The following is a 13,176-nucleotide window of genomic DNA, read 5'->3' on the forward strand; positions in this document are numbered from 1 at the left end:
ACGTTAAAATTTCACGTAATACAAATAATGGTATTTTGTCATAAGGTGGAGGGTTTTATGAGAGTGGACATGTATCATACGAAAGTATTGAAGGCGCTCGAATCAGAAGATTACATTTCAGTACGAAGAAGAGTGCTACGTCAATTAGTAGAATCGTTAATTTATGAGGGGATTATTACACCGGTTCGCATAGAAAAAGAAGAACAACTTCTTTTTCTAATACAAGGACTTGATGAAGAAGGCAAAAGTGTCACGTACAAATGCTATGGCAGGGAACGGATGACATTTGGACGTATTTCGTTAGACTCATTAATAGTAAGAGTTCAAGATGAACAGCAAGAAATACAATCTGTCTCGCAATTTCTAGAAGAAGTTTTTCGGGTTACTAGTGTAGAACAAGCTAAATTAGATTCTTTTATACACGAATTAGAACAAACAATATTTAAAGACACGATTGCACAATATGAAAGAAATAATAAGAGAGAATATACTCAAAAATCTTACGATGAGTTTGAAAGCCATTTAATAGACGGCCATCCATATCATCCTAGTTATAAAGCACGTGTTGGATTTCGATATCGTGACAATTTTCAATATGGATATGAATTTATACAGCCAATAAAACTCATATGGATTGCAGCGCATAAGAATTATGCGGCTGTAGGTTATGAGAATGAAGTGATGTATAACAACCTTTTAAAAGAGGAGATTGGCGATCGTAAATTAGAAGAGTTTATGGAGCGAATTCGTAATAAGGGATGTAATCCAAAAAAGTACGTGTTTATACCTGTTCACCCATGGCAGTGGGAGAATTTCATCATTTCAAATTATGCGGATCATATACAGGGTAATTTTATTATTTATTTAGGAACATCAGAGGACGATTATTGCGCGCAACAGTCAATGAGAACGTTAAGAAATATTACGAGTCCAAAGAAACCGTACGTTAAATTATCGATGAATTTACTCAACACTTCAACACTCCGTACACTGAAGCCATACTCTGTTGTGAGTGCACCAGCAATATCAAATTGGTTAAATGATGTTGTAAGTAATGACGCCTATTTAATGGATGAAGCACGTTTAATCTTGTTAAGTGAGTTTTCAAGTGTAACGTATGACACGAATAAGAAAGCTATATATGGTTCATTAGGATGTATTTGGCGCGAAAGCATTCATAAGTATTTAGATGCAAAAGAGGATGCAATTCCTTTTAATGGTTTATACGCTAAAGAGAAAGATGGTACACCAATTATTGATGCGTGGTTGAACAAATATGGAATGAAGGATTGGCTACAATTACTTATTCAAAAAGCGATAATACCAGTTATACATCTTGTTGTAGAGCATGGTATCGCACTGGAATCACATGGACAAAATATGATTCTAGTCCATAAAGAAGGGGTGCCTGTTCGTATTGCGTTAAAGGATTTTCATGAAGGGCTTGAGTTTTATCGTCCATATTTGAGAGAAGTTGACAAATGTCCCGACTTTACTAAAATGCATAAAACATATGCGAATGGAAAAATGAATGATTTCTTTGAAATGGATCGCATCGAATGTTTGCAAGAGATGGTGTTAGATGCACTATTCCTGTTTAATTTAGGAGAATTAGCATTCGTACTTGCGGATGAATATGGATTGAAAGAAGAACATTTTTGGATGATGGTTGTTGAAGAAATTGAAGATCATTTAAGAATATATCCACATTTGAAAGGTAGATTTGAAAATATTCAATTATATGCACCTACATTCTATGCTGAACAATTAACGAAACGTCGATTATATATGGATCTGGAATCGCTTGTTCATGAAGTTCCAAATCCATTGTATAGAGTAAGAAAACTTATGAAACAAAAATCAGTTGTTACAGGGGGAAATTATGCTAATCGTTAATAAACAAGAGTATAGCAAAAGTGATTTTGAATTGAGATTACAAGTTTATGAGGAAATGGAACAATTTAAAGAAGCAGAAGGGAATAGATTTGCACTTTGTCTGAAAGATCCATTCGATATTATTACGATTGTGTTTTTCTTAAAAGAAAAGAAATCATCAGTATTACTTATACATGAAGATACACCAAAAGAAACAGCTATTGAAATGGCAAAGCGTGCAAATTGTGTAGGAATTTTATATGGAGAATATGGCGATTTTACAAAATTAGAAGTAGGGAACTTTTTACTAGAAGAGCCTTCTTTATTGCAATATAGTTCTGGAACTACAGGGGAACCGAAACTAATTCATAGAGCATGGACGGAAGTTGATACGGAAATTACCGCTTATAATGAAGCTTTAAACTGTGAAGTAGATGAAGTGCCAATCGTTATGGCTCCTGTTTCACATTCATACGGACTAATATGTGGTACTTTATCAGCAATTAAGAGGGGGAGCCAGCCTGTAATCATTACGAATAAAAATCCTAAATTCGCATTAAATATAGTTCGCAATACAGAAAAACATATTATATATGCAGTACCACTTATGTTACACATTATGGGGAGTTTTCCATTAGGAACGTTCCAGTTTCATAAAATTATGACATCAGGATCGCCTTTGCCAGAAGCACTATTTTATAAACTAAAAGAAATGACAACATATATGATGCAGCAATACGGTTGTTCTGAAGCAGGTTGTATTAGTATATGTCATGATATGAAAAGCCATTTAGATTTAGGAAACTCTCTACCTCATGTGAGTATAAGCATAGGTTCAGATGAAAAAGCACCGGAAGAAATCGTCGTGAAAATGAATGATAAGGAAATCTTCACGAAAGATTTAGGGTATAAATCTGAGCGTGGCATTCATTTTATGGGGCGTATGGACGATGTAATTAATGTTTCGGGATTAAAAGTCTTTCCTATAGAGGTAGAAGAAACGATGCTTCGATTGGAAGGTGTTGAAGAGGCAATTGTATATCGAGGGAAACATCCTGTCATGGGCGAAATAGTTAAAGCGAAAGTGATTTCTCATGTTGATCCAGTACAAATAAGAGAATGGTGTATTCAGCACTTACCTTCTTATAAAGTTCCGCATGAAATTGAAAGTGTAAATGAAATTCCTAAAAATAAAACTGGAAAAGTAAGTAGAAAGTTACTAGAGATGGGAGAGGTTACAACATGAGACGGGAAGCGTTAAAGAATGCCGTGTTAAAAATTATGATAGAAAAAATGGAACTGAAAAATGTAACGCATTTAGAAGAAACGATGCGCTTAAATCAAGATTTATATATAGATTCGGTAATGATGTTACAGCTTATTGTATACATAGAAATGGATGTAAAGCTATGCGTTCCAGAGGATGAGGTAGATCCAAAGGCATTTCTTACTGTAGGATCTTTGCTTGATTTTATGGAGGAGTTACAAGAAGTAAATGTGAATAACTAACCTTTAGGGAAGTGGATGAGAGTATGACTTCAATTAAAGTGCACTGTTTAGTGAGTTGTTTTTGTGAAATTATAAAAAGGCGTAGCGACATTGATTTTCGTCCATTTTATTTTGGACTATGGGATGGAGATTTTGATATAACAGAAGGCGGGATTATTTCATATCACTCTGAAAACATTAACCATGATCATTATTTACTTTGGTTTGAAAAATTGTACGGTATTAAAGTAAACGAATGGTATGATCATGCACAAGATAAAGATAGCAATGTAGAAACGTTTTTAGAATTAGTAGAAAACAAGCCGGAAAATCGTTATGTCATTGTAATGGTTGATATGTCTCTATTACCAGAGAGGGAAAATAAATTTCATCAAAAACCGTTTCCACATTATTTAATGATATCAAAAACAGAGAAAGAAGAAGAGTGGTTCATGCTAGATCCTGATTTTCGTTGGGAAGGAAATATGGAAAGAGAAAAAGTACTTCACTCTATTCAAGATAACCCATTTGGTGGAGGGTATTTCATTGATATAGAAGGAATTGGGGAGCCAACGCAAGAAACAGTAGCTAGTTATTTCACAGAAACATTCAAAAAGAACGACAATGAACTGACTATGGAGCTGAAAAATTTAATTGTAAAAATGGCAAATGAGGAAGAAGGATATGCGCTTTCTGGACTTGTAGCAGCAGTAAAACAAATACCAGTACTTGCAATTCGTAAATATAGTTATGAGCATGCCTTTGCATACTTCCGTGAAACGTTGCAATATTCGGAGCAAGAATTTGATTATTGGTGTGATCGGGTAGAGGATATTGTACAAGGATTTACAAATGTACAGTATCGTGCAATTAAAATGGCAATGACGAATAATAAAGGTATGCTAGTATCGATTATTGAAAAACTGGATGAAATGAATGCAATTGAACTGCAAATTAAGAAGGAATTAGAGAGACAGTTTCTATCATGGAAAGGTATGAAAACAAATCAGTCTGTCGCAACTTTTTAATAAGCTAACTGAATTTAAGATAGGGGAGTTTAATGCTATGAAATATTCGCTATGTACCATTTCATTTCGTCATCAATTAATTTCATTTACTGATATTGTTCAATTTGCATATGAAAACGGTTTTGAAGGAATTGAATTGTGGGGGACTCATGCACAAAATTTGTATATACAAGAACGCGAAACGACAGAACGAGAATTGACTTTTCTAAAGGATAAAAACTTAGAAATTACGATGATAAGTGATTACTTAGATATATCATTATCAGCAGATTTTGAAAAAACGATAGAGAAAAGTGAACAACTTGTAGTACTAGCTAATTGGTTTAATACGAATAAAATTCGCACGTTTGCTGGGCAAAAAGGGAGCAAGGACTTCTCGGAACAAGAGAGAAAAGAGTATGTGAAGCGAATACGTAAGATTTGTGATGTGTTTGCTCAGCACAATATGTATGTGCTGTTAGAAACACATCCCAATACACTAACAGACACATTGCCTTCTACTATAGAACTATTAGAAGAAGTAAATCATCCGAATTTAAAAATAAATCTTGATTTTCTTCATATATGGGAGTCTGGCGCAGATCCAATAGACAGTTTCCATCGATTAAAGTCGTGGACACTACATTACCATTTTAAGAATATATCTTCAGCGGATTATTTGCATGTGTTTGAACCTAATAATGTATATGCTGCAGCAGGAAGTCGTATTGGTATGGTTCCGTTATTTGAAGGTATTGTAAATTATGATGAGATTATTCAGGAAGTGAGAGGTACGGATCTTTTTGCTTCCTTAGAATGGTTTGGACATAATGCAAAAGAGATATTAAAAGAAGAAATGAAAGTATTAATAAATAGAAAATTAGAAGTAGTAACTTCGTAATGTGAAATGATGTGAGAGTCTCGTTTTAGAGGCTCTTTTTTTATGGTAAAAAATAACCAAAAATTTCCATGTATTTTAATTTGAATTTAACACAATTTATATATAAATAAGGAGGTGATTGGTAATGGCTAGAAATCGTAATTCTAATCAATTAGCATCACATGGAGCACAAGCAGCTTTAGATCAAATGAAATATGAAATTGCACAAGAGTTTGGTGTACAACTTGGCGCTGATACTTCTTCACGTGCAAACGGTTCTGTAGGCGGTGAAATTACAAAACGCCTTGTAGCGATGGCAGAACAACAACTTGGTGGCGGATATACTCGCTAATTGTAGAAGGTTATAGGAGAAAGGAAGGATTCTTCCTTTCTTTTTTTTTCAATTAATTGGTATGGATATATTGTGAACTGGATTCAAAGAATAGGAATAATACTATAATTTCCCCAATTTCTTTTGTTGTGAATGGGAAGTAGTAAAGATGTAATAGCCCTGGTGGAATGAAAAGTTACGTTCCAGCGGGGCTATTATATGGTAAGAAATATATGATGAAAGGTTTCGAAGCCAACATGTTAAAAAAAGAAAACTGTTGTTTAATTGCGCTTGCATCAGTTCCACTTGTTATGACATTAGGGAATTCAATGCTCATCCCAATTCTGCCGACTATTGAAAAGAAATTACATATTTCATCGTTTCAAGTATCCATGATTATTACAATTTACTCTATCGTAGCCATTCTACTTATACCGATTGCTGGTTATTTATCAGATAGATGGGGACGAAAGATGGTAATGGTTCCGAGTTTGCTGATTGCAGCTATAGGAGGAGCGATAACTGGTTGGGTATCTTGGAAAGTTGATAATCCCTACAATTGGATATTGATTGGTAGAGCGATTCAAGGTATTGGTGCTGCTGGTGCAATGCCAGTTGTTATACCGTGTGTTGGTGATTTATACAAAGACGAAAAACAAGTTAGTACAGGTTTAGGAATCATAGAAACATCCAATACATTTGGGAAAGTGCTGAGCCCTATTTTAGGGTCTGCTCTTGCTGCCGTTGTATGGTTCTTACCATTTTGGGCGATTCCAATTTTATGCGTAGTATCAATTGTTTTATTACTTGTTCTAGTAAAGGCAAAGAAACAAGAAGGAGAAGTACCACCACTTAAAGAGTTTATAAAATCTATTCTGTCTACGTTTCGAGAAAAAGGAAGATGGTTAATTGCCATTTTTGCATTAGGTGCAATTATTATGCTTATTTTATTCGGAATTCTCTTTTATTTGTCGACTATACTGGAATCAAAGTATGACATTCATGGTATATGGAAAGGGTGTGTGCTTGCTATCCCGTTACTTGTACTGTCACTTAGTTCATATATGGCCGGTAAAAAAATTGGAGATAATCAAAATGTTATGAAGAAGTGTATCTATATTGGTTTTTTAATGGCAGCTGCATCAGTCATCATTCCTTTATTTATAAAAGGGATTTATTTACTACTTCTTTGTCTCGTTATTATGGGGATAGGGATTGGTATGGCACTCCCATGTTTAGATGCCCTCATTACACAAGGAATTGAAAAGGAGCAAAGGGGAACAGTTACGTCATTTTACAGTTCAATGCGATTTATCGGTGTAGCAGCTGGACCACCTTTATATTCTTTTTTCATGAAAGGGGCGGACCATGAAGTGTTTTATTTGACTAGTATTTTCGCTGCCATTGGTGCTGTCATAGCAATCATTTGGATTAAACCAGCAAAGGATGCAAAGGCGGTAAAACAGAAACCGGAACCTACTTCATAATTTGTAAGAGAATTGCATGATGTTTTGAGTAACATGCAATTCTCTTTCGTTCATTAAGAATAAATAACTTGTTTTAACATATAAAGTGCGACACCCCATATGATGAGACCAGAAAATTTATTTAATAATAAAATTGTCTTTCCGGTTGAGTCTAGTCTTTTTAGAAATTTCCCCGCTAAAGCTAAGCTTATAAACCAAATCCAAGAAACGATAATAGTTGCAAGTGTGAAAGCCCATTTTTCACTTCCTATGTATTGAATAGAATTTGTTCCAATTACACCGATTGTGTCTAAAATAGCATGTGGATTTAATAACGAAACTGATGCTGCGAAAAGGATTTGCTTTTTTAAGGGCATACTTTTTTCTTGTGTTACATCGTTGGAAGGGCTACTTCTCCAAATAACAAAGCCCATGTATAGGAGAAAGAAAAATCCAATTATATATAATGAGTTAGTTAGCCAAGAAAAAGTAAGGAGTACAAGGGAGACACCTTGCACTGCAATCAATATGAGTAACGTATCACATATAGAGGCAGTTAATACTACAGGGGCTGCCCTCCAAATGTTTGGTTGGCTCGCACCTTGGTTAAAGACAAAAACATTTTGTACACCTAATGGAATGATAAGTCCAAATGCAAGAATGATACCATGAATAATTGCTTCACTCATCATATTACCTCCTATTTTAATTCATTATGATAGTGTATATTGTATAGAAGAAATGAAAATTTGTATCCATCCATATGGTTGGGGAGGTTACCAACCAAAAAGAATATAAGGTGATATGATGGAAAGATTCGTTTGGAAACCGGATATGTCTCTAGCGACGCCGCTGTATAAACAAATAGAAACGTATATAAAAGAAAGGATCGTTAATGGAGAATGGACCGTTGGAACGAAATTACCTTCACAAAGAGATTTGGCCCATACATTTGGTGTGAATCGAAGCACAATTGTAATGGCTTTCGATGAACTAGTTGCGAAGGGATATATTGAAGGGAATGGCAGGAAAGGAACAATTGTTGTAAATAATAATGAGAATGTTTCAACTTACGCACCCCCGCCTAATTGGCAGTCTTATGTAGAAACAGGACTTCATTATCCGAATCTCCCAGCTATTCAAGAGATTAATCAAGCTGAATTTTACCCACATGTAATTCGGTTAGGAACAGGTGAGCTCGCGCCGAGTCTCTTACCTGAGAAAAAGATGAAAGAAATTATGAATAACCTTTTAAAGTCAAATGTGACGCTTGGGTATGAAGAGCCGAAAGGAAATCTTTATTTAAGGGAAAAGATTTCCGAATACTTAAAGGAGCATGGCGTATATGTATCTCCTGACTCTATATTAATTGTTTCAGGAGCAATTCAAGCGCTGCAACTTATTTCTATGGGGCTTCTTTCGAAAGGGGCATCAATCTTATTAGAGAAACCATCCTATTTATATTCGCTTAATGTTTTTCAATCAGCAGGAGTACGTTTAATTGGAATCCCAATGGATGAAAGCGGGTTACATACATCATATATTAAGAAATATAAGAAGCAATTTAATGCCTCTATTTTATATACAATCCCGTCTTTTCATAATCCAACGAACTTTAGTATGAATGCGAAGAAACGAATAGAAGTGATGGAAATATGTAATGAAATTGGATTACCTATTATAGAGGACGCAGTGTATCAAGACTTATGGTTTGATGCACCTAGTTCGAAACCTTTAAAAGCCTATGATAAAAATGGAATCGTACTACATATTGGAAGCATGTCCAAAGTAATTAGTCCAGGTTTAAGAATTGGATGGATTGTTGGACCCGAGCCAGTAATTCAAAGATTGTCAGACATAAAGATGCAAACAGATTATGGTTCAAGCACTATATCCCAGCAAATTGCAGCAGAGTGGTTTACAAATGGTCTATATGATGAGCATTTGCGATTTGTAAGAAGTGAATTGAAAAAACGAAGAGATTTTATGTTACTAATGTTAGATAAATATCTTCGTGAAATAGCAACTTGGCATGAACCAACAGGTGGGTTTTATATATGGGTACATATAAAAGTACCCATTTCATATCGCAGTTTATTTGATAAAGCTCTGCAAGAAAAGGTTTTATTAAACCCAGGTACTTTATATGATAGAAGTGCAAATCAATTTTTGCGCCTATCGTATTCATACGCAACGTTAGAAGAAATTGAAATAGGTATAAAAAAACTTGCACAACTAATGAAAAAGTAAGAGGAGAAAGTAATGAAACAATATGTAATTTGCCAAATGATCAATGGAGAAAAATATTTAGCTGCTTATGCGGAGACGAAGCAAGAGGCGATTGAAAAAGCAGAACTGTTAGGATTAAGAACGGGAAATCGTTACATAGTTATAACTGCAGAAGAAGCCGAAGGCTTAACGTATCCTTAAACAATGTATGAGATTATATAGGAAGTAAATAAGTCTAGTAATATAAGAATTTACTAGGCTTATTTACTATTAAGTTGTTAAACGTTCTCGTATTTATACGCAAAGTAATAATATTATGAGTCAAGTTGACGAAAAAATCGATTTGTCTTTCGGTCTTGATTTCCTTTTCTATACTCATCAATATATTGCCTAAAGTTCCAAGCTTGTAAAAATTTATTAGCAGAGTTATAACCAGAATTGTAAAGCCAGTCTTTTTCTTCCTTCGTCAGTTCAAAATTAGTACTTGTAATCGTTCCTGTTGGAATTGTAATCGTTCTTGCTTTTGATTCCTTATCTAAATGACGTAAATCATGAGCTTGCATCATTGTTTTAAATAGTCCTTTGAACATAGAAATAGGCTCGTTATAGTGAGCAGGGTCAGCTTGAATCTCATCTTTTACAAAATGAAATCCGAAAGTCGGCCAGCGAGGAGCGGTAGGTGAATCGAAGATCCAAATTGGATAATTACTTAGAATTCCTCCGTCAACCATATAACAAGGCTGCTTCCATTTTGGAGTTCTCCATTTTACGGGTTCAAAGAAGAAGGGGATTGTACTACTCATTCTTACCGCTTTAGCGATAGAGAAGCGATAATTTAAAAATCCATAGTTTGGTAAGTCGTCAGGAAAGACAACCATTTTACCATTACTAATATCAGAAGCGATGATTTTGAGTTTGTTTAGATCCGGTAAATCAGTAAATAAATGAACACCTTTTTTTCGAAGTAATTCTTCAATCCATTCTTCTATAAATACATTAGAGTATATACCTAGAGTAGTCCATGCACTTAGTCCTTTTCCGATAAAGGGGATTTTGTCAATAAAGGTTTTCTTCGTAAATTTGTTATAATCGATATCAGTTATAATGGTTTTTAGCTCTGAACAAGAATATCCTGCAGCTAAAAGTGCCGCGATAATTGCACCAGCTGATGTTCCAGCTACACGTTCCCATTCATAACCTTTTTCGGCTAACGCGCAAATTGCCCCAACATGCGCAATACCGCGCACACCGCCTCCTTCAAAAACACCATCAATCTTCATTAAACATACTTCCTTTCAAATAAAAGATTTGGAAATGGCAAAAAAGCACGTATTGTACGTGCTTTTTTACAATGGTTTTTAAGTTTACTAGCAGCCTACAAAGCCGCCCCAACAGCTAGCTCCGATGATGATTAGAAGGATGAATAAAACGATTAATAAAGCGAAACCTCCGTAACCACAACCACCACAGCTACCGCCGTAACCGTAACCGCCGCAACTATATCCGTAACCCATGTGGAATTCCTCCTTATATTAAAAATAAAAATGAACGAGGGGAAAATGTACTGGAAGAACTAAAGAACTATCGTGTTTGTAGGAACAATGTATAGTATGCTTTTTTAAACTTGTTCGCGTACGAAGGATAAGCCCGTTTTTGGAGGCTTGTTGATTTTGTAAAGAATGAAGTATAATCTTTGTACTATGATATAAATAAGTATGTAAATGTAAGGAGAATTTATGAATAAAAAAATTGAAGTATTAATTGATAAATATGAACTAACACACTTGAAAGAGGAACTTATTAATACTGTATTTCCTTGTATAAAAGTTGTGCCAAAGCAGCAGGAAACTGTTGCGATAGGTAGTTCGAAAATGGGAGGAGTTCCTGATTTACCAGCTTTATTTGAATATCCAAAGCATAAAGGAAATCCACTACAATTTATCGCGCAATTTAACTTAAGTGATTTACAAAACGTTGGTATGGATCACAATCTTCCTAAGACGGGGATGCTGTATTTCTTTTGCATTGAAAATTATTTTGAAGAAAATGTGAAGCTAACAGAGGCTGGGCGTGTACTTTATTATGATGTTCCTGTAGAGCAATTACGAAGAGGAAATGAAGTACAAGCGAAATATAACCAGTGTGCAATTACTTTTGAACTGACATACAAATTACCAGAACTTTTCATTGAAGATGAGGCTGATTCAGATCGTTTCTTGCAATTACTTGAAGAGCTAATTCCGGATAACTACGATAACCATCAAATGTTTGGTGAGCCATTCTCTGTACAAGAAGAAGTGTTATATGAGACGGGAGAATATATGGGAGTAGACCCGCAGCAAATGACTCTTTTATTCCAAATTGATTCAGATCATAAAAATTGTAATATGGTTTGGGGAGAACTAGGGATGCTATATTTCTGTATTAGTAATGAAGATTTGAAAAATCAACGTTTTGAAAATACATGCTGCGTATTACAAACATGCTAATGAAAAAAGGTTGTTCTTTTAAAAAGAACAACCTTTTTATGTGAATTAGTTAATATGCATAATCTCATATGACCTATACGAAAAAGTATTGTATACTCTGAAACTATACGATACTTTTTCGTATAGTTATAGAATATAAGGAGTGACAAGATGGGAAAGACAAGTAAGTATGTGACAGCTGCCGCACTTTGTTCAACTATAGTAATGGGAGGCTTACAAGCGTCATCTGTATCTTATGCAGCTACAAATCCGACTACAGTGACAGCACAATCAGATGTAAAGTTATTAGATGATTTCAGAAAAGAATTAAAAAAACAGATTGATAATCGAGAAGAGAATATTACAATCACATATAAAACAAAAGATAGAAATGCTAGAAATATTATGGATCAATTGTATGGTGAGTTTAATAAAATTGTAGATGCTGATGAGTATGTAAAATATAATGTAGCGTCTACTAGATATTCTATTAAAGGAATGCCAGGGGACTATACGTTTACACTGCAAGTAAAATACCGTGAATCAAAAGAACAAACTCAATATGTAAAAGCTCAGGCGAAATCAATTGTTGGATCAATTGTAAAACTAGGGATGGATGAGCATGAGAAAGTAAAAGCTATTCACGATTACGTTGTTAAGCATGTGTCTTATGATACGTCTTATCAAGCGTATACAGCATATGAAGCATTAGCGAATCGTTCTGCCGTTTGCCAAGGATATACATTATTAACGTATGAGTTGTTAAAAGAGGCAGGTATTCAAAATCATATTGTAACAGGCACAGGAAATGGACAAGCTCACGCGTGGAATTTAGTGAACATTGAAAACAAATGGTATCACCTAGATACTACATTTGATGATCCAGTACCAGATAAAGCAGGGCGTGTAACTTACTCATATTTTAATATGTCTGACGAACAGTTAAGTAAAGATCATGAATGGGATCGTAGCAAATATCCAGCGGCAACTACAAGTTATTTTGGTGAATTAACAAATAAAATAAAAGCTGGTAGCTCAAAAACTGTCGTATATGAGCAGATGTTAAAAGAAACAAATTTACAATACTTATCTGCAGAATACGGAGCAGAAAATTATAATGAATTTAAGAAAAAGTTGCAGCAAAAGTTTGCAGCCAAACCAGAAAAAGTAGAAGTACGATATAAGCAGTCCATGGATGGGACGATGCAAGATATAAAGAAAGTATTAAATGAAATAAATTGGCCAAAAGGTGCAAAGCGTGTGTCTTATCAAGTAGCGCCTTACAGTGCATTGGCGGGTTATTCATTAGCGACAATTACATTTACGTATTAAGCAATGGGAAGAAGCATCTGTAAAAGGTGCTTTTTTTATTAATTGATTGCTTTTAAATATTAAGAATTGTGTGATAAAATAAAAGGATAAGGATGTGAAT

At 34.7% G+C, this 13,176-nt stretch carries 14 protein-coding genes; 11 read left to right on the top strand and 3 right to left on the bottom strand.

The features are described 5' to 3' along the window. Window positions 1–57 precede the first annotated feature (57 nt). The 7 genes from DN407_RS09440 (at window position 58) to bcbE (ending at window position 7,068) form a co-directional block, all read left to right on the top strand. Window positions 58–1,896, top strand: coding sequence for an IucA/IucC family protein (locus DN407_RS09440; protein WP_141524876.1), 1,839 nt, complete (start codon window positions 58–60; stop codon window positions 1,894–1,896). Then, window positions 1,883–3,121, top strand: a complete 1,239-nt coding sequence (locus DN407_RS09445; RefSeq protein ID WP_098022554.1) for an AMP-binding protein — start codon at window positions 1,883–1,885, stop codon at window positions 3,119–3,121. The genes DN407_RS09440 and DN407_RS09445 overlap by 14 nt, the downstream gene beginning before the upstream one ends. After that, window positions 3,118–3,384, top strand: coding sequence for a petrobactin biosynthesis protein AsbD (asbD, locus tag DN407_RS09450; protein ID WP_086409199.1), 267 nt, complete (start codon window positions 3,118–3,120; stop codon window positions 3,382–3,384). Before DN407_RS09445 ends, asbD begins: the two co-directional genes overlap by 4 nt. Window positions 3,385–3,407: 23 nt before the next feature. Beyond that, entirely contained in the window at window positions 3,408–4,391 is a 984-nt protein-coding gene (locus DN407_RS09455) for a DUF6005 family protein (RefSeq protein WP_141524877.1), read from the top strand. 37 nt (window positions 4,392–4,428) lie between these two features. After that, a complete protein-coding gene (locus DN407_RS09460; RefSeq protein WP_149216197.1) occupies window positions 4,429–5,271 on the top strand; it encodes a sugar phosphate isomerase/epimerase family protein in 843 nt (280 codons plus the stop codon). A gap of 124 nt (window positions 5,272–5,395) precedes the next feature. Further along, complete coding sequence (locus tag DN407_RS09465; protein WP_000113545.1) at window positions 5,396–5,602, top strand: alpha/beta-type small acid-soluble spore protein; 207 nt, start codon at window positions 5,396–5,398, stop codon at window positions 5,600–5,602. A 236-nt stretch (window positions 5,603–5,838) separates the two neighbouring features. After that, window positions 5,839–7,068: a bacillibactin exporter BcbE gene (bcbE, locus tag DN407_RS09470; protein WP_033667350.1), complete on the top strand. Its 1,230-nt coding sequence runs from the start codon at window positions 5,839–5,841 to the stop codon at window positions 7,066–7,068. 53 nt (window positions 7,069–7,121) lie between these two features. Here bcbE and DN407_RS09475 read toward each other — a convergent pair whose 3' ends face one another. After that, window positions 7,122–7,736: a LysE/ArgO family amino acid transporter gene (locus DN407_RS09475; RefSeq protein ID WP_001287305.1), complete on the bottom strand. Its 615-nt coding sequence runs from the start codon at window positions 7,734–7,736 to the stop codon at window positions 7,122–7,124. Between the two features lie 118 nt (window positions 7,737–7,854). Between DN407_RS09475 and DN407_RS09480 the strand changes: the two genes are divergently transcribed. Beyond that, on the top strand, window positions 7,855–9,297 hold the full coding sequence (locus DN407_RS09480) for an aminotransferase-like domain-containing protein (protein ID WP_000439399.1): 1,443 nt from the start codon (window positions 7,855–7,857) through the stop codon (window positions 9,295–9,297). A gap of 12 nt (window positions 9,298–9,309) precedes the next feature. Then, a complete protein-coding gene (locus DN407_RS09485) occupies window positions 9,310–9,477 on the top strand; it encodes a DUF3933 family protein (protein ID WP_000816389.1) in 168 nt (55 codons plus the stop codon). Between the two features lie 113 nt (window positions 9,478–9,590). Here the strand turns inward: DN407_RS09485 and DN407_RS09490 are convergent, their stop codons facing one another. Both DN407_RS09490 and DN407_RS09495 read right to left on the bottom strand, forming a co-directional pair. Then, window positions 9,591–10,556, bottom strand: coding sequence for a patatin-like phospholipase family protein (locus tag DN407_RS09490; RefSeq protein WP_000686789.1), 966 nt, complete (start codon window positions 10,554–10,556; stop codon window positions 9,591–9,593). An 87-nt stretch (window positions 10,557–10,643) separates the two neighbouring features. Continuing rightward, window positions 10,644–10,790, bottom strand: coding sequence for a YjcZ family sporulation protein (locus tag DN407_RS09495; RefSeq protein ID WP_000540425.1), 147 nt, complete (start codon window positions 10,788–10,790; stop codon window positions 10,644–10,646). A gap of 222 nt (window positions 10,791–11,012) precedes the next feature. Between DN407_RS09495 and DN407_RS09500 the strand changes: the two genes are divergently transcribed. Next, a complete protein-coding gene (locus DN407_RS09500) occupies window positions 11,013–11,765 on the top strand; it encodes a YwqG family protein (protein WP_001034836.1) in 753 nt (250 codons plus the stop codon). Between the two features lie 150 nt (window positions 11,766–11,915). Continuing rightward, entirely contained in the window at window positions 11,916–13,076 is a 1,161-nt protein-coding gene (locus DN407_RS09505; protein ID WP_098295027.1) for a transglutaminase domain-containing protein, read from the top strand. The last annotated feature ends 100 nt before the right edge of the window (window positions 13,077–13,176 follow it).

This window comes from Bacillus sp. JAS24-2, assembly GCF_008274905.1.
GTDB lineage: Bacteria > Bacillota > Bacilli > Bacillales > Bacillaceae_G > Bacillus_A > Bacillus_A cereus.